Here is a 16,532-nt window from a genome sequence, read left to right as displayed (position 1 = left end):
GGCGGCCCCGAGAGTCGCCCGAGCAGCCCTGATGGCCGCATGCGAGCGAGCATTCTACCCGGAAACGTCGGTGAGGAAAGTGGCGTTATTCCACGATACTGGTGCAGCGTTGTGACGGGGCCTCATTAAAATAAGGGCTTTTTACTGAACTTCAACCCTTGATGAGCAGAAGTTACTCATTGATTTTGCAAATAAAGTTTTGCAAATCAGGATCATATCGAGTGAAACAGGCTGTTTCTGCTAATATTGCGGCTCTGTTTTCTCAGGTGTCTGAACATGGCATTTCGCCCACACCCAGCACGGGCACCCTCCGTTCTGCTCCGCGAGGCCAAGCCCCTAAAAGCCATTTTTGGCCATGCCAAGCGCCTGGCGCATTTGCAACGCCTTCTTGAAAGCCAGCTGCAACCGGCGGCGCGTGAGCACTGCCACGTAGCGTCATGGCGCGAAGGCAGCCTGTTGTTGATCGTGACGGATGGCCATTGGGCCACTCGCCTGCGTTATCAGCAAAAGCGTCTGCAACGCCAATTGCAGGCGTTTGATGAGTTCGCCAGCCTGACCCGGATTCTGTTCAAGGTGCAGCCGCCCACGGTATTGGCCAAAGTGGCCGGACATACGCTCGACCTTTCGGTCAATGCAGCACAAACCATCCAGGCAACGGCCGACGGGATCAGCGACCCGGCTCTGCGTGCCGCCCTTGAGCGATTGGCGAGTCACGCCAAGCCAAAGCCTCAGTAACCGATACAAAATATTTGCCGCGCCCCCCCTTCGCAGCCTTCGGCAGCGACTACTTGCGTTTGCTGCCACCCAGCAACGAGCCCAGCAATCCGCGAACCAACTGACGCCCCATCTGGCTCGCCGCCTGCCGCGCCATTGATTGCAATGCCTTGCCTGCCGTAGTCCCCAGGAAGTCCCCGGCCTGATCCAGAAGGCCCGGCTCGTGGGGCGCGGCCTGCTCCTGCGGCGCTACGCCCTTGCGGGCCATCAACACTTCGTAGGCAGACTCCCGGTCAATCGGTTTGTCATAGCGCCCCAGTAAAGGTGAGCTGGCGATCAAGGCCGCCCGCTCAGCCTCGGTCAGCGGGCCGATCCGCGATTGCGGCGGTGCAATCAATACTCGCTGAACCATGGCCGGCGTACCTTTATCTTCAAGCATCCCCACCAACGCCTCGCCTGTGCCCAGCTCAGTCAGCACTGCCAGCGCGTCGAACTGCGGGTTGGGCCGGAATCCATCCGCAACGGCCCGTAATGATCTCTGCTCTTTAGAGGTAAAGGCCCGCAGTCCATGCTGAATTCTCAGCCCCAATTGTGCGAGCACTGTGTCGGGCAAGTCCGCTGGCGACTGTGTGACAAAGTACACACCGACACCTTTGGAACGAATCAGACGCACCACCTGCTCAAGCCGGTCCTGCAATGCCTTGGGCGTGTCGGCAAACAGCAAGTGCGCCTCATCGAAAAACAGCGCCAGCAACGGCTTGTCAGCATCGCCACGCTCCGGCAACTGCTCAAAAAGCTCCGCCAACAACCATAAAAGGAATGTTGCGTAAACCTTGGGCGCTTCATGCACCAGGCGGCTGGCATCAAGCAGGTGGATCCGGCCGCGACCATCGGCGGTCGGCTGCAGAATGTCTTCAAGTTGCAGCGCAGGCTCACCGAACAAAGCCTCGGCACCCTGCTGCTCAAGCGTTGCCAGACGACGCAGCAATGCCTGGCTGGAACCGGTGGTCATCAGAGCCGCGTCATCCCCCAGCACTTGCGGGTTGTCACGCAAATGATTGAGCAAGGCTTTCAGGTCTTTCAGATCCAGCAACAACAACCCCTCGCGATCCGCCACCTTGAAAGCGGCATACAGGGCCGACTGCTGACTGTCAGTCAGCTCCAGCAGACTGCCCAGCAGCAACGGCCCCATTTCACTCAATGTTGTGCGTAATGGATGACCTGTCTTGCCCTGTATGTCCCACAAAGTAACCGGATAAGCCTTGGGCTGATAATTGAGCCAGGGCATGCCGGCAATCCGTTCCGCGATTTTGCCTTGAGGGTTGCCGACCGCACCCAGGCCGCAAAGATCGCCCTTGATATCAGCCGCAAACACGGCTACGCCAGCATCGCTGAACTGTTCGGCCAAGCGCTGAAGGGTGACGGTTTTACCTGTCCCCGTGGCGCCTGCCACCAGGCCATGGCGATTGGCCAGGCGCAAAGACTGGGCGATGGGCTGACCGGCAAGGTCGGCACCGAGAACAAGAGCAGAAGTGTCAGGCATTTTTCCACCATTCATTAATCTTTCGCGATTACGAGTCGATACATCGTTAATGCTAGACCAGATAAAACCGGATTTAGCGTAGGAAACCGCCCAGACAAATATAGAACTCGTTCAGGTTCTGACCGTTATTTGTAGAGTGCGCGTTTTCTACAGAGTAGGCCTCAAACTTTTAGACCTTAGCGGACCCTTCAAGCCATGAATAAAAACCTGCGTTTCAGTCATAAAATCCTGCTTGCCGCGTCCCTGATCGTAATAGCCGCCTTCTCGCTATTTACGCTGTACAACGATTACTTGCAGCGCAATGCCATTCGCAACGATCTGGATAACTACCTGCACGAAATGGGTAGCGTCACAGCCAATAACATTCAAACCTGGCTGGGAGGCCGGATACTGCTCACTGAAAACCTTGCAGAGTCGGTCGCTATTGCCTCAGATCCCTCTCAAGTGGCCAGCCTGCTGGAACAAAAAGCCCTGAGCAGCACGTTTATGGCGGTCTACTTTGGCGATAGCCAGGGCAGCTTTACCATTCGACCCGACAGCAAGATGCCTGAGGGCTTCGATGCCCGCACGCGGCCCTGGTACAAGGATGCACTCAATAGCAGCGGCGCAAGCCTGACCGAACCTTATATAGACGCTGTCACCGGCCAGATGATTATCTCCATCGGCACCGTCGTGAAAAAGGCCGGGCAAACCCTGGGGGTTGTCGGTTCTGACCTGACCCTGAAAACCATCGCTGACAGCATCAACACCTTGAATTTTGACGGTATGGGCTACGCCTTTCTGGTCAGCGCGGACGGTAAAATCCTGGTCCATCCGGACAAAAATCTGGTGTCCAAGAACCTGAAGGACATTTACCCGCAAAATACGCCGTCGATCAGCACAGACATCAGCGAAACCGAAGCCGATGGCAAAACACGCGTCGTGACATTCAGTCCGGTCAAAGGGCTGGGCTCAGTGAATTGGTATATCGGTCTGTCGATAGATAAAGAACAAGCCTTCGCGATGCTCAGCACTTTCCGCACTTCGGCGATCATTGCTACCAGCATTGCGGTGGTCTCGATCATCGCCCTGCTCGGGCTGTTGATTCGCCTGCTGTTACAACCGCTGCATGTTATGACACGTGCCATGCAGGACATCGCCGAGGGTGAAGGTGACTTGACCCGTCGCCTGGTGGTTGAGTCCAACGACGAATTCGGCACCCTGGGCAGCGCTTTCAACCGCTTTGTTCAGCGAATTCACACCTCCATGAGCGAAGTATCGTCGGCTACCGAACAGGTCAACGAGGTCGCCCTGCGGGTGGTCAGCGCTTCCAACTCATCGATGCTCAACTCCGATGAACAGGCAAGCCGTACCAACAGCGTCGCAGCCGCGATCAACGAACTGGGCGCAGCAGCCCAGGAAATCGCCCGCAACGCAGCCCAGGCGTCACATCAGGCCAGCGACGCTCGCGGCCTGGCCGAAGAGGGCCAGCAAGTGGTTGAGCGCAGCATCGGTTCGATGCAGCAACTGTCGCAAATGCTCGGCACGTCCAGCGGTCATATCGAATCACTGAACAACAAGACAGTGAATATAGGCCAGATTCTTGAAGTGATCACCAGCATTTCCCGGCAAACCAACCTGCTGGCACTCAACGCCGCGATTGAGGCCGCCCGTGCCGGTGAAGCCGGCCGCGGTTTTGCCGTGGTTGCAGATGAAGTGCGCAACCTGGCTCACCGCACCCAGGAGTCGGCGCAACAAGTACAGAAAATGATCGAGGAATTGCAGATCAGCGCACGCGAATCGGTGAGCACCATGGAAGAGAGCCAGCGTCACAGCCAGGACAGCGTACAAATCGCTAACCAGGCAGGCGAACGCCTGATCAGCGTCACCGAGCGCATTGGCGAAATCGACGGCATGAACCAGTCCGTTGCGACAGCCACCGAGGAGCAGACTTCGGTGGTCGAGTCGATCAACATGGACATCACCGAGATCAACACCCTGAACCAGGAAGGTGTAGAAAACCTTCAGTCAACCCTGCGCGCCTGTGCAGACCTTGAACAGCAAGCCGCGCGCCTCAAGCAACTGGTGGGCAGTTTCCGCATCTGAGCACCCTGCTCTCACCGCGTAACCCCCACTTGAGGATTACGCGGTGTTTTGCCCGGCTCAATTCCTGCGAACATCTATCATCCATTAGGGTCAACCCCATGGACGATAGACATTTAAAGGGCTCAAGGCCGTGCATATTGCTGACATCACCATGTTTTATGCACCCGCCAGTGGCGGCGTGCGCACTTATCTGGATGCCAAACACCGACGTCTGAGCCGTTTGCCGGATACCCGTCACAGTCTATTGGTGCCCGGCAGTAACCGGACGGAACACGACGGCATTTACCAGGTCCCCTCTCCAGCCCTACCGTTTGGTGGCGGCTTTCGTTTCCCGATCCGCCTGGCGCCCTGGTGCAATATTTTGCAAGAACTGCAACCGGACCTGATCGAAGTCGGCGACCCCTACCTCACTGCCTGGGCCGCACTCGATGCCCGACGCCAACTTGATGTTCCGGTCATCGGCTTTTATCACTCCGATCTGCCACTGCTGGTGCGCAACCGTATGGGTAAATGGCTAACACCCAATGTAGAAGCGTATGTCAGCCGGCTGTACCGGCATTTCGACCGGGTCCTGGCCCCGAGCCAGATCATGGCGAACAAACTCATTGGCCTGGGCGTGGACAATGTATTCGTACAACCCCTGGGCGTCGATTTACAGACCTTCAGCCCTCAGCATCGCGATCCCGATCTACGCGCAGAGCTGCAGATAGAGCCTGACGCCCATCTACTGATTTTTGCCGGGCGCGGCTCCAAAGAAAAAAACCTCCCCGTTCTGCTCGATTGCATGCGCGATTTGGGTGATGCCTGGCACCTGTTGCTGGTGGGCTCACAAATGCCAACACTGGTACCGGATAACGTCACCGTCATCGACGACTTTTGCCCGGCGACTCAGCTGGCCCGCCTCATGGCCAGTGCCGATGCGCTGGTGCATGCCGGTGATCAGGAAACCTTTGGCCTGGTCATTCTCGAAGCCATGGCCAGCGGCATTCCGGTGGTGGCCGTGGACGCCGGGGCGTTCAGGGAAATCGTGCACGATGAAGTGGGCCTGCTGTGCCAACCGAACAACCCTAAGGCGATGGCCAACGCCGTACGTGAGCTGTTTGCCAATAACCCGGCCCAACTGGGGCGTCAGGCACGTCAACGAGCCGAACTGCACTATTCATGGGATCGCGTCGTACAGGACTTGCTGGTTCATTATCACGCCTTGACCGGCACCCACCAGGCGGTGCCTGCCCATGTCTGATCGGGGCGTGGCTCTGGTACTGCATGATGTGGCCCCGCAAACCTGGCCCGACTATCAGCCCTTTGTCGAGGCCGTGGATGCAATCGGCTCCATCCCGATCACCTGGCTGGTGGTTCCGGACTTTCATCATTGCAACTCATTGGCCGGTGCCGACGCCTTGCGCAAAATGCTCGACGCCCGCGTCGCCAAGGGTGACGAACTGGTACTCCACGGTTATTTCCACAGCGACGACATGCCTGCGCCGCGCACTCCAAAAGAGTGGTTCATGCGCAGGGTGTATACCTGGGAGGGCGAGTTTTACCAGCTGTCCCAAGCGCAGGCGCTGAGCAGGCTACAAAGTGGTCTTGAGGTTTTTGAGCGCTATCAATGGCCGGTGCGCGGCTTTGTCGCCCCCGCCTGGTTAATGAGCGAAGGTACACGCCAGGCCCTGCGCCAATTTCCCTTGAGTTACACCAGTGATACGCAGCACCTTTACCGCCTGCCCGGGTTTACAGCCATTGATGCGCCGGGGCTGGTCTGGAGTGCTGGCAGTGCATGGCGCCGGGGGCTGTCAAAAGTGGTGTGCGATCTGCGCGAGCGGCATTGGCAAAATGCACCGTTGATACGACTGGGGCTGCATCCTGTCGATATGCGCCATCGCTTTTCCCGCGATTACTGGCTTGAAACCCTCAAGCGCCTGATTGACGACGGCCGCAGGCCCGTTACCAAAAGCGCATGGCTCGACTCTTTAGCTGCGCCCGCAAGCACGTCGCCAGCATGAATTGATCTCAGGTATCCGTTGGCGAGCTCGTATCCGGCGAGGGTTCTGCTGGAAGTTGCGGGTGCAACGCCAGCCACAAGGCGCGCGCATCAGAAAATTCTGTGCCGTCCTGCGGGCTCAACGCTTGTGGGTCGTAGCGGCTTAAACAGCCTTCACCCAAGGTTGCAGGGGCGGTGGAAGTGGCTTTATCGAACGGATCGGTCATGGCAAAAATCCTTTGAAAGGCTTTGTGTTGCGCTAACCGTCCGGTAATCGCTGCTGCTGAATGAAGACTGCGATACAGGAGCCGGCTTACCGGCCCCTGTAATCCATTGCGGCATCAGAACACTACGGTTTTATTGCCGTGCACCAGCACCCGATCTTCGAGGTGATAGCGCAAGCCACGGGCCAGCACCATCTTCTCGACATCACGACCGAAACGCACCATGTCTTCAATACTGTCGCTGTGGCTGACACGCACCACGTCCTGCTCGATGATAGGTCCTGCGTCCAGCTCTTCGGTCACATAGTGGCAGGTTGCGCCAATCAGCTTTACACCACGCAGGGAAGCCTGGTGATACGGCTTGGCACCCACAAACGAAGGCAGGAAGCTGTGGTGAATATTGATGACCTGGCCAGCATATTCGCGGCACAGATCGGGCGGCAGGATTTGCATGTAGCGCGCCAGTACAACGACCTCGGCATCATGATGTTTGACCAGACGCGAGACTTCGGCGAACGCGGGTTCTTTATCTTTCGGGTCAACCGGCACATGGTAAAAAGGAATGCCGTGCCACTCGACCATACTGCGCAAGTCATTGTGGTTGGAAATGACACACGAGATATCACAGTCCAGTTCATCGCTGTGCCAGCGGTGCAGCAAGTCTGCGAGACAATGGGATTCGCGACTGGCCATCAATACCACGCGCTTTTTTTGTGCTGTATCGGTAATGCGCCACACCATTGAAAACTCTTCGGCGATCGGGGCAAATGCCTCACGAAAAGCTTCAAGTCCAAATGGCAGGGAATCGGCACGAATCTCGTGACGCATAAAGAACCAGCCGCTTTGATCATCCGAGTGGTGGCTCGCTTCAGTGATCCAGCCGTTGTGTGAGGCCAGGAAATTACTGACCTTGGCAACAATGCCAACGCCGTCGGGGCAGGCGATCACCAACCGAAAAGTGCGCATCAGGGTAAAACTCCAGAACTTTACTAAGGCCGCCATTCTAGCGAGTGCGCAGCAAAACGACAGTCTTCCTTGAGGCTTATTGTGCGTGTCCATAGGTCGCATAGCCTGCCAGGACCGCCCTCCATAGCAAGGGTTCCAGGGTTTTTATTGGTGAACCCAGACATTTATTAATCATTTTTAACATTCACCTGACATCGCCTTATTTAATAGCGTTCATATAGGAACGTCAGAATGTTATTAATTAAATTTTAGAATTAATCGGGGCTGGCATATTTACTTGCTGTAACTGTCTGACTATTATTGCGCCACTGTATCCCTGTAAACCCTTTCCAACATAAGGTTATCCTCATGTCCCTGATCAACGAATACCGTGCAACAGAAGAAGCTATCAAAGAACTGCAAGCTCGCCTGAAAAACCTGTCGGAAGACGACAAACTTCAAACTGAGCTGGAATTCGAAGGCAAACTGCGTACGCTGATGGGCGAATACCAAAAATCGCTGCGCGATATTATCGCCCTTCTGGATCCGGAAGCCAAAGTAAGCAAAGCACCCCGCGGTGTTGTTAAAACCACCGGCACCAAACGTGCCCGTAAGGTTAAACAATACAAAAACCCACATAACGGCGAAGTGATTGAAACCAAAGGTGGCAACCACAAGACGCTGAAAGAGTGGAAAGCCAAGTGGGGCGGCGATGTAGTTGAAGGCTGGGCAACTCTGCTCGACTAAATACCCCCGCGCGTGCGCTGCTGTGCACCGCCAATAAAAAACGCCAGCTTGCTGGCGTTTTTTATTGGCTTCTATTTACCGTCAACTATCGGTCTGCGCATCCATCCCCACACGCCGACGCAGGCTCTGGGCATAGTGTTGCCATTCATTGAGCAGCTTCAACTGGGCGGGCTTGGCACTGCGAGAAAGCTCTTGAGCGGCACGGCTGAAATCATCCAGGGTCAGGGGAGCGCCCATGGCCGGATCGGTCAAACGCTGCTGACAGAATAATTGCCAACGCTCTTGTTCTTGCACACTCAAGGTATGGGGAAAGTTTCGGGCACGGTAGCGAAAGAGTAATTCAGGTAACCGCTCGTCATCAAAAGGCCAAGTATCGCGCCCTAATTGCTCTGGATCGCTGAGCCGCACTTGCTCACACAGCCGACGGTCACGCTCGCCCAGAAAACCGTCATACAACTGTTGCTCGGGGTCGTCACTGGGGGTGAAGTCTTCCTTGCCATAAATAGTGGATAACTTATCCTGCCAAACTTCCTGAGCCTCTATAAGCGTGGCGGCGCGTGATTGATATAGCGCCATGTCCATTTGCAAGCGCTCTTGATCCTGCGCCCGCACTACATTCAAGGGCGCCACCACCGGACAACGATTAATGTGTATCAATTTGAGCGCAATTGGCTGCTGACCTTCAGCCAGATCTTCGCGGCGTGTATAGAGCATCTGGCGCAAAGACTCTGCATCCATGTCCAGTAATTGCTGAGGATCAAAATGCAGATCGTAGACAATCAGCGCATTGCGGTTTTGCGGATGCCATGCCAGCGGCAATACCACACCCGCATAATGCCTGGCCGCCGAAAAACGCCCCGAGATATGCAGCATCGGTTGCAATAACCGAACTTGATCAAGCACCCGTTGTTTGGTGCGCAGCTTGAATAACCACTCATACAACTTGGGCTGTTTGTCGCGAATCAGCCGCGCCAGTGCAATCGTGGCCCGAACATCGGACAAAGCGTCATGGGCCTGGCCATGATCAATGCCATTGGCCGCCGTCAGCCGCTCGAGCTTGAGGGTCACTCGCCCGTCTTCTTCAGGCCAGACGATACCTTGCGGACGCAGGGCATAAGCGGCTCGCACGACATCAATCAAATCCCAGCGACTGTTACCGCCCTGCCACTCCCGTGCGTAAGGATCGAAGAAGTTGCGGTACAGGCTGTATCGTGTGACCTCGTCATCGAAACGCAAAGAGTTGTAGCCCGCGCCACAGGTACCGGGCATCGCCAGTTGAGCGTGGGTGCGGGTCATGAATTCAGCCTCGCCCAGGCCCTTGTCTTCCAGGCGACCAGGCGTGATGCCGGTGATCAGGCAAGCCATGGGGTGAGGGAGAATATCGTCGCTGGGCTGGCAATACAGATTGAGCGGCTGATCAATCTCATTGAGGTCGACATCAGTGCGGATACCGGCAACCTGCACCGCTCGATCGCAGCGCGGGTTAATACCGGTGGTTTCGTAGTCGTACCAAAAAATAGAGGTCACGGGGTGTTCCTGAGCAGTAGACCCCGCAAGTCTAGGCGTTCAAACCCGGGCAAGACCAGCCCTGCGAAGTCTGCGGCGCGCATTGGAGGTCATGCAGATGCCTCTAACGGGTGAAAGCTGAAGTATTGGCGCAAGGCACTGACCAGCGCCCCGTACTCCTCTGGCGGTTGATACAGAATAAAACCGGTGTCAAAGAAGGACGGCGTGGTGTCTTCGTGAGACCACAGGCAACGCGCCCTCAGATCAATGACTTGCCGGCAACCATTAGAGTCAGGAAGCTTGAGCCGAAGTTCAAAATCGGCCCCCACCAAAATTGGCAAACGGCTGATCAGCATCAACCCGCCTTCGGACACATTGCCCAGATAGCCAATGGGCTTGTCCGTGAACCGATTGAACACACTCAAGAAATACGCCAATTGATGACGCTCGATGCGGCGCTCAGTAACCATGATGAATATCACTATGAAAAGTCATTAAGCATGACCCCGCTACTGCTTGAAATGCCCTCGGACTTCAATTGTTCGCCGATAAACAGCGCTGCAAAAAGTTTGGGCCCCGGTTAAGCAAAAATAGTTAAACACGCTCAGATAATAGTAAATAGATGGCAGATAGCCATCTGCCATTTCACGCATCATTGAATAGTTGCCGGTAACGCCGGAACAAAGCCGGAGCTTGGGATGAACTTCAGAATGCGCAAGGTCTCAATCCGCGCCTTGGCCCGATAGGCATACTCGCTCTTGGGGAACTCGTTGATGATGTATTGGTAAGTCTGTGCGGCGTCCAGATAGAACTTCGTCCGCTCCAGACACAGCCCGCGCAACATGGCGGTCTGCGGCCAGATGTACGGGCGACTGCGGCTTTCGCGGTCAACCTCGGACAATTCCAGCATCACCGCCTCGCAGTTGCCCCGGTCATAAGCACGGTAGGCACTATTGAGGTGGTGATTCATCGACCAGCGGGTGCAGCCGGACACACTCCCGACCATCAACAAAACCAGTAAAAATCGCATGGGCATCTCCTGTCCTGAACAGTGTATCGGCCCAGCGGGTAAATTCTTGACGTTTGCCATGCACCACAACTTAAGTCGAAAGTAGTGCAGAGGAACAATGACTACAGCCAAAGACCATAGTAGCCTTTGGCTGCGCTTGAACTCAGGAGTCTTTGCATGTCCGTTCGTCGAACTAAAATCGTTGCCACACTTGGCCCTGCCAGCAATTCACCGGAGATGCTGGAACAGCTGATCCTCGCTGGCCTGGACGTCGCCCGTCTGAACTTTTCCCACGGCACCCCGGATGAGCATAAGGCTCGTGCCAAGCTGGTGCGTGAAATCGCTGCCAAGCATGGCCGCTTTGTTGCCCTGCTGGGTGACCTGCAAGGCCCGAAAATTCGCATCGCCAAATTCGCCAACAAGAAGATCGAGCTGAAGGTCGGTGATCAATTCACCTTCTCCACCAGCCATCCGTTGACCGAAGGCAACCAGCAAGTAGTCGGGATCGACTACCCGGATCTGGTCAAAGACTGCGGCGTCGGCGACGAGCTGCTGCTCGATGACGGCCGTGTCGTGATGCGCGTAGACACCGCTACCGATGACGCTCTGCACTGCACCGTGCTGATCGGTGGCCCCCTGTCTGACCACAAAGGCATCAACCGTCGTGGTGGCGGTCTGACCGCACCGGCCCTGACTGAAAAAGACAAGGCTGACATCAAGCTGGCTGCCGAAATGGAAGTCGACTACCTGGCCGTGTCGTTCCCACGCGACGCCGCCGATATGGAATACGCCCGTCAACTGCGTGACGAAGCGGGCGGTACTGCCTGGCTGGTCGCGAAAATTGAACGCGCTGAAGCCGTAGCGGATGACGAAACCCTCGACGGTCTGATCAAGGCCAGTGACGCAGTCATGGTTGCCCGTGGCGACCTGGGCGTTGAAATCGGCGATGCCGAGCTGGTGGGCATTCAGAAGAAAATCATTCTGCATGCACGTCGCCACAACAAAGCGGTAATCGTAGCGACCCAGATGATGGAGTCGATGATCCAGAACCCGATGCCGACTCGCGCCGAAGTGTCCGACGTTGCCAACGCCGTTCTCGACTACACCGACGCCGTGATGCTCTCGGCTGAAAGTGCTGCCGGTGCTTACCCGCTGGAAGCGGTACAAGCCATGGCACGGATCTGTGTCGGCGCTGAAAAGCACCCGACCAGCAAAACCTCCAGCCACCGCATCGGTAAAGTCTTCGAAAGCTGTGACCAGAGCATTGCGCTGGCGGCCATGTACACCGCCAACCACTTCCCTGGCGTCAAGGCGATCATCGCTCTGACCGAAAGCGGTTACACGCCGTTGATCATGTCGCGCATCCGTTCCTCGGTGCCGATCTACGCGTTCTCCCCGCACCGTGAAACCCAGGCCCGTGCCGCCATGTTCCGTGGCGTTTACACCGTGCCGTTCGACCCGGCTTCACTGCCGCCAGAACAAGTCAGCCAGGCTGCTATCGACGAACTGCTCAAGCGTGGCGTCGTAGAAAATGGCGACTGGGTCATCCTGACCAAGGGCGACAGCTACCACACCATCGGTGGCACCAACGGCATGAAGATTCTGCATGTCGGCGACAAAATGGTTTAAGTCCCACAGGACTTGAACTAAAAAACCCCGCAGCGATGCGCAAAGCTGTTCACAGAAGTAAACCCTGCCTTTGCAGGAGCGAGCTTGTCTCGCGATGATTGTTAATGAAAACGCCGTGTTTACAGGTTAAACACGGCGTTTTCGAGACCATCGCGAGGCAAGCTCGCTCCTACAGTTGAAATAGCAGCCGTTTAGGTGAACAGCATTGCGCAGCGATGCGGGGTTTTTTATGCCTGCCGTTTCAGCAACGGCCGTTAAAAGGCATCGCCCGGCACCCGCACCCAACCTTCCATCAAGACTCGCGCGCTGCGGCTCATGATGGCTTTGGTGACGGTCCATTCACCATTGACTTGCTGCGCTTGCGCGCCGACCCGCAAGGTGCCCGATGGATGCCCAAAACGCACGGCGCTGCGCAACTCGCCACCCGCCGCAAGGTTAACCAGAGTGCCCGGGATCGCGGCTGCAGTGCCGATCGCGACCGCTGCAGTCCCCATCATCGCGTGGTGCAACTTGCCCATCGACAATGCCCGCACCAGCAAATCGACGCTCTGTGCAGGCACCGGCTTGCCGCTGGATGACACGTAATCGGTCGGCCCGGCAACAAAGGCCACCTTGGGCGTGTGCTGACGTTTGGCAGCCTCTTCGAGCCTGTCGATCAACCCCATGCGCAGCGCACCATGGGCTCGAATGGTTTCGAACATGGCCAGTGCTTTCGGGTCGCTGTTGATGTCGTTTTGCAATTCCGTACCGGTATAACCGATGGCCTGTGCATTGACGAATATGGTCGGGATACCTGCGTTGATCAGGGTGACTTTCAAGGTGCCGACCCCCGGTACTTCGAGGTCATCAACCAGGTTGCCGGTAGGGAACATCGAACCGCCTGCGCCCTCCTCGTCTGCAGCCGGGTCAAGGAACTCCAGCTGAACCTCGGCGGCAGGAAAGGTCACGCCATCAAGTTCAAAGTCGCCGGTTTCCTGAACCGCGCCGTCGGTGATCGGCACATGGGCAATGATGGTCTTGCCAATGTTGGCTTGCCAGATACGCACCACGGCCGTGCCGTTGTGCGGGAGACGCGCCGCATCCACCAGACCGCTGCTGATCGCAAACGAACCGACGGCCGCCGACAGGTTGCCGCAGTTACCGCTCCAGTCTACGAACGGCTTGTCGATCGACACCTGGCCAAACAGGTAGTCGACATCATGATCGTCTTGCAGGCTTTTGCTGACAATCACGGTTTTGCTGGTGCTGGAAGTCGCCGCGCCCATGCCGTCAATTTGCTTTTCGTACGGGTCCGGGCTGCCAATCACCCGCAACAACAGGGCATCACGGGCCGCGCCCGGCACCTGAGCCACGACGGGCAAGTCGAGCAGACTGAAAAACACGCCTTTACTGGTACCACCGCGCATGTAAGTCGCAGGGATTTTGATTTGCGCTGCATAGGCCATAACACTGTTCCCCTTAGGGCCGGGGCTCGGGGCCCCGGCACTGTAATTAAGCCGTGGCCGACTCCAGGAAGTCCTGGGCAAAGCGCTGCAACACGCCGCCGGCTTCATAGATGGAAACCTCTTCGGCAGTGTCCAGACGGCACATCACCGGCACCTCGACGCGTTCGCCGTTTTTGCGGGTAATCACCAGCGTCAACGTGGCGCGCGGGGTGCGCTCGCCGATCACGTCGTAAGTCTCGCTACCGTCGATCTGCAGGGTTTTGCGATTGGTACCCGGCATAAATTCCAGCGGCAACACGCCCATCCCTACCAGGTTGGTGCGGTGAATCCGCTCAAAGCCCTCTGCCGCAATGGCTTCGACCCCGGCCAGACGCACGCCCTTGGCAGCCCAGTCACGGGACGAGCCCTGACCGTAATCGGCACCGGCAATGATGATCAGCGGCTGCTTGCGATCCATATAGGTTTCGATGGCTTCCCACATGCGCATCACCTGGCCTTCGGGCTCAAGACGGGTCAACGAACCCTGCTTGACCTTGCCGTCCTCGATCACCATTTCGTTGAACAGTTTCGGGTTGGCGAAAGTGGCGCGCTGGGCGGTCAGGTGGTCGCCCCTGTGCGTGGCATAGGAGTTGAAGTCGACTTCCGGCAGGCCCATTTTTGCCAGGTACTCACCGGCGGCGCTGTCGAGCATGATTGCGTTGGACGGCGACAGGTGATCGGTGGTGATGTTGTCCGGCAGCACTGCCAGCGGACGCATGCCCTTGAGCGGACGCGCACCGGCCAGAGCGCCTTCCCAATACGGCGGACGACGAATGTAAGTGCTTTGCGGGCGCCAGTTATAAAGCGGCTCGACTTTAGGACCGGTGTCTTCATGAATGGCAAACATCGGAATGTAAACCTGACGGAACTGCTCCGGCTTGACCGAGCGCTTGACCACGGCGTCGATTTCTTCGTCGCTCGGCCAGATATCTTTCAGGCGTACTTCGTTCCCGTCGGCATCCAGCCCCAACACGTCTTTTTCGATATCGAAACGGATGGTCCCGGCGATCGCATAGGCCACCACCAACGGCGGCGAAGCCAGAAATGCCTGCTTGGCGTACGGGTGAATCCGCCCGTCAAAGTTGCGGTTGCCCGACAGCACGGCCGTCGCGTAGAGATCACGGTCGATGATTTCCTGCTGGATTTCAGGGTCGAGCGCCCCGGACATGCCATTGCAGGTGGTGCAGGCAAACGCGACCACACCAAAGCCCAACTGCTCCAGCTCCTCGGTCAAACCGGCTTCGTCCAGATACAGCGCAACCGTTTTCGAGCCGGGTGCCAGTGACGACTTGACCCATGGCTTACGGGTCAGACCGAGTCTGTTGGCGTTGCGGGCGATCAGGCCTGCCGCAATCACGTTGCGCGGGTTGCTGGTGTTGGTGCAGCTGGTGATGGCGGCAATGATCACCGCGCCGTCAGGCATTTGCCCCGGCACGTCATCCCACTGACCGGCAATCCCCTTGGCCGCAAGGTCGCTGGTGGCGACGCGGGCGTGGGGGTTGCTCGGGCCTGCCATGTTGCGCACAACACTGGACAGGTCAAAACTCAGGCCGCGCTCGTATTGCGCCTGTTTAAGGCTGTCACCCCACAGGCCGGTGAGCCTGGCGTAGCTTTCGACCAACTGCACTTGCTGGTCTTCGCGACCGGTCAGCTTGAGGTAGTCGATGGTTTGCTGGTCGATGTAGAACATCGCAGCCGTGGCCCCGTACTCCGGAGCCATGTTGGAGATGGTGGCGCGATCCCCCAGGGTCAGCGCCGCAGCACCTTCGCCGAAAAACTCCAGCCAGGCGCCGACGACTTTTTGCTTGCGCAGGTACTCGGTCAGTGCCAGCACCATATCGGTCGCCGTGATGCCCGGCTGCAGCTTGCCGGTCAACTCAACACCGACGATTTCCGGCAGGCGCATCCACGAAGCACGGCCGAGCATCACGCTCTCGGCTTCAAGACCACCCACACCAATGGCGATAACGCCCAGGGAATCAACGTGCGGGGTATGGCTGTCGGTGCCGACGCAGGTATCCGGAAATGCCACACCGTCACGCACCTGGATCACCGGAGACATTTTCTCCAGGTTGATCTGGTGCATGATGCCGTTTCCCGGCGGAATGACGTCGACGTTTTTGAAAGCTTTTTTCGTCCACTCAATAAAGTGGAAGCGGTCTTCGTTGCGACGGTCCTCAATAGCGCGGTTCTTTTCAAACGCCTCGGGATCGTTACCGTCACGCTCCACCGCCAACGAGTGGTCGACAATCAATTGGGTTGGAACCACCGGGTTCACTTGCGCCGGATCACCGCCTTGCAGGGCAATGGCGTCGCGCAAACCGGCGAGATCGACCAGCGCGGTCTGCCCGAGAATGTCATGGCACACCACACGCGCCGGAAACCAGGGAAAGTCGAGGTCGCGCTTGCGCTCGATCAACTGGCTCAATGAGGCGTTCAGGGTCGCAGGGTCACAGCGACGTACCAGGTTTTCGGCCAGTACCCGGGAGGTGTAAGGCAGGGTGTCGTAAGCACCGGGCTTGATCGCATCGACCGCCGCGCGGGTGTCGAAATAATCCAGCCGGGTGCCCGGTAGTGTTTTGCGAAATTCAGTATTCATGGCGTGGGACTCGATCACGGTTAGGTCATCTCCACCTCCTGTAGGAGCGAGCTTGCTCGCGAGCTG

Annotated in this window: 14 protein-coding genes and 1 pseudogene; 7 read left to right on the top strand and 8 right to left on the bottom strand. The window is 57.2% G+C overall.

The window, feature by feature from the left end; all coding sequences use genetic code 11:
* Nucleotides 1–276: 276 nt before the first annotated feature.
* Entirely contained in the window at nt 277–735 is a 459-nt protein-coding gene (locus ACP7BO_RS03890; RefSeq protein ID WP_060691077.1) for a DUF721 domain-containing protein, read from the top strand.
* A 49-nt stretch (nt 736–784) separates the two neighbouring features.
* On the opposite strand, the gene ACP7BO_RS03885 is transcribed toward ACP7BO_RS03890, so the two are convergent.
* Entirely contained in the window at nt 785–2,257 is a 1,473-nt protein-coding gene (locus ACP7BO_RS03885; RefSeq protein ID WP_397455993.1) for a helicase HerA-like domain-containing protein, read from the bottom strand.
* 195 nt (nt 2,258–2,452) lie between these two features.
* Between ACP7BO_RS03885 and ACP7BO_RS03880 the strand changes: the two are divergent.
* The 4 genes and pseudogenes from ACP7BO_RS03880 to ACP7BO_RS03865 form a co-directional block, all read left to right on the top strand.
* A pseudogene (locus ACP7BO_RS03880) lies at nt 2,453–3,484 on the top strand (HAMP domain-containing protein); the annotation flags it as partial.
* A gap of 18 nt (nt 3,485–3,502) precedes the next feature.
* A complete protein-coding gene (locus ACP7BO_RS03875; RefSeq protein WP_397457201.1) occupies nt 3,503–4,342 on the top strand; it encodes a methyl-accepting chemotaxis protein in 840 nt (279 codons plus the stop codon).
* 130 nt (nt 4,343–4,472) lie between these two features.
* A complete protein-coding gene (locus ACP7BO_RS03870) occupies nt 4,473–5,585 on the top strand; it encodes a glycosyltransferase family 4 protein (protein ID WP_397455992.1) in 1,113 nt (370 codons plus the stop codon).
* Nucleotides 5,578–6,345, top strand: coding sequence for a DUF2334 domain-containing protein (locus ACP7BO_RS03865; RefSeq protein WP_426208692.1), 768 nt, complete (start codon nt 5,578–5,580; stop codon nt 6,343–6,345). Before ACP7BO_RS03870 ends, ACP7BO_RS03865 begins: the two co-directional genes overlap by 8 nt.
* A 7-nt stretch (nt 6,346–6,352) precedes the next feature.
* Here ACP7BO_RS03865 and ACP7BO_RS03860 read toward each other — a convergent pair whose 3' ends face one another.
* Nucleotides 6,353–6,550 carry a hypothetical protein gene (locus tag ACP7BO_RS03860; RefSeq protein ID WP_426208690.1) on the bottom strand — a complete coding sequence of 66 codons (198 nt, stop codon included), beginning with the start codon at nt 6,548–6,550 and terminating at the stop codon, nt 6,353–6,355.
* Nucleotides 6,551–6,664: 114 nt separating this feature from the next.
* Nucleotides 6,665–7,513 (bottom strand): formyltetrahydrofolate deformylase, encoded by an 849-nt coding sequence (gene purU, locus ACP7BO_RS03855; RefSeq protein ID WP_060691072.1) that lies wholly within the window; start codon nt 7,511–7,513, stop codon nt 6,665–6,667.
* A 348-nt stretch (nt 7,514–7,861) separates the two neighbouring features.
* Between purU and mvaT the strand changes: the two genes are divergently transcribed.
* Nucleotides 7,862–8,239, top strand: coding sequence for a histone-like nucleoid-structuring protein MvaT (mvaT, locus tag ACP7BO_RS03850; RefSeq protein WP_003442624.1), 378 nt, complete (start codon nt 7,862–7,864; stop codon nt 8,237–8,239).
* 81 nt (nt 8,240–8,320) lie between these two features.
* On the opposite strand, the gene sbcB is transcribed toward mvaT, so the two are convergent.
* The 3 genes from sbcB to ACP7BO_RS03835 form a co-directional block, all read right to left on the bottom strand.
* Nucleotides 8,321–9,766 carry an exodeoxyribonuclease I gene (gene sbcB, locus ACP7BO_RS03845; RefSeq protein WP_397455989.1) on the bottom strand — a complete coding sequence of 482 codons (1,446 nt, stop codon included), beginning with the start codon at nt 9,764–9,766 and terminating at the stop codon, nt 8,321–8,323.
* Nucleotides 9,767–9,855: 89 nt separating this feature from the next.
* On the bottom strand, nt 9,856–10,215 hold the full coding sequence (locus ACP7BO_RS03840) for a PilZ domain-containing protein (RefSeq protein WP_426208687.1): 360 nt from the start codon (nt 10,213–10,215) through the stop codon (nt 9,856–9,858).
* 182 nt (nt 10,216–10,397) lie between these two features.
* Nucleotides 10,398–10,775 carry a tetratricopeptide repeat protein gene (locus tag ACP7BO_RS03835; RefSeq protein WP_073508836.1) on the bottom strand — a complete coding sequence of 126 codons (378 nt, stop codon included), beginning with the start codon at nt 10,773–10,775 and terminating at the stop codon, nt 10,398–10,400.
* A 156-nt stretch (nt 10,776–10,931) separates the two neighbouring features.
* On the opposite strand from ACP7BO_RS03835, the gene pyk reads away from it, so the two are divergent.
* Nucleotides 10,932–12,383 (top strand): pyruvate kinase, encoded by a 1,452-nt coding sequence (gene pyk / locus ACP7BO_RS03830; RefSeq protein ID WP_060691069.1) that lies wholly within the window; start codon nt 10,932–10,934, stop codon nt 12,381–12,383.
* A gap of 254 nt (nt 12,384–12,637) precedes the next feature.
* Here pyk and prpF read toward each other — a convergent pair whose 3' ends face one another.
* Nucleotides 12,638–13,828, bottom strand: a complete 1,191-nt coding sequence (prpF, locus tag ACP7BO_RS03825) for a 2-methylaconitate cis-trans isomerase PrpF (protein ID WP_426208684.1) — start codon at nt 13,826–13,828, stop codon at nt 12,638–12,640.
* 46 nt (nt 13,829–13,874) lie between these two features.
* Nucleotides 13,875–16,466 (bottom strand): Fe/S-dependent 2-methylisocitrate dehydratase AcnD, encoded by a 2,592-nt coding sequence (gene acnD / locus ACP7BO_RS03820; RefSeq protein ID WP_397455986.1) that lies wholly within the window; start codon nt 16,464–16,466, stop codon nt 13,875–13,877.
* Between the last annotated feature and the right edge of the window lie 66 nt (nt 16,467–16,532).

The sequence above is a fragment of the Pseudomonas sp. TWR2-1-1 genome (assembly GCF_049897045.1).
Taxonomy (GTDB): domain Bacteria; phylum Pseudomonadota; class Gammaproteobacteria; order Pseudomonadales; family Pseudomonadaceae; genus Aquipseudomonas; species Aquipseudomonas versuta.
The sequence above is the reverse complement of the archived record's forward strand: the minus strand, read 5'-3'. Positions and strand labels throughout refer to the sequence as shown.

Coding starts and splice junctions, on each gene's coding strand:
- purU (WP_060691072.1), bottom strand. CDS start 7,513: ATGCGCACTTTTCGGTTGGTGATCGCCTGCCCCGACGGCGTTGGCATT.
- ACP7BO_RS03885 (WP_397455993.1), bottom strand. CDS start 2,257: ATGCCTGACACTTCTGCTCTTGTTCTCGGTGCCGACCTTGCCGGTCAG.
- prpF (WP_426208684.1), bottom strand. CDS start 13,828: ATGGCCTATGCAGCGCAAATCAAAATCCCTGCGACTTACATGCGCGGT.
- ACP7BO_RS03865 (WP_426208692.1), top strand. CDS start 5,578: ATGTCTGATCGGGGCGTGGCTCTGGTACTGCATGATGTGGCCCCGCAA.
- ACP7BO_RS03840 (WP_426208687.1), bottom strand. CDS start 10,215: ATGGTTACTGAGCGCCGCATCGAGCGTCATCAATTGGCGTATTTCTTG.
- ACP7BO_RS03875 (WP_397457201.1), top strand. CDS start 3,503: ATGAGCGAAGTATCGTCGGCTACCGAACAGGTCAACGAGGTCGCCCTG.
- acnD (WP_397455986.1), bottom strand. CDS start 16,466: ATGAATACTGAATTTCGCAAAACACTACCGGGCACCCGGCTGGATTAT.
- ACP7BO_RS03890 (WP_060691077.1), top strand. CDS start 277: ATGGCATTTCGCCCACACCCAGCACGGGCACCCTCCGTTCTGCTCCGC.
- pyk (WP_060691069.1), top strand. CDS start 10,932: ATGTCCGTTCGTCGAACTAAAATCGTTGCCACACTTGGCCCTGCCAGC.
- mvaT (WP_003442624.1), top strand. CDS start 7,862: ATGTCCCTGATCAACGAATACCGTGCAACAGAAGAAGCTATCAAAGAA.
- ACP7BO_RS03860 (WP_426208690.1), bottom strand. CDS start 6,550: ATGACCGATCCGTTCGATAAAGCCACTTCCACCGCCCCTGCAACCTTG.
- ACP7BO_RS03835 (WP_073508836.1), bottom strand. CDS start 10,775: ATGCGATTTTTACTGGTTTTGTTGATGGTCGGGAGTGTGTCCGGCTGC.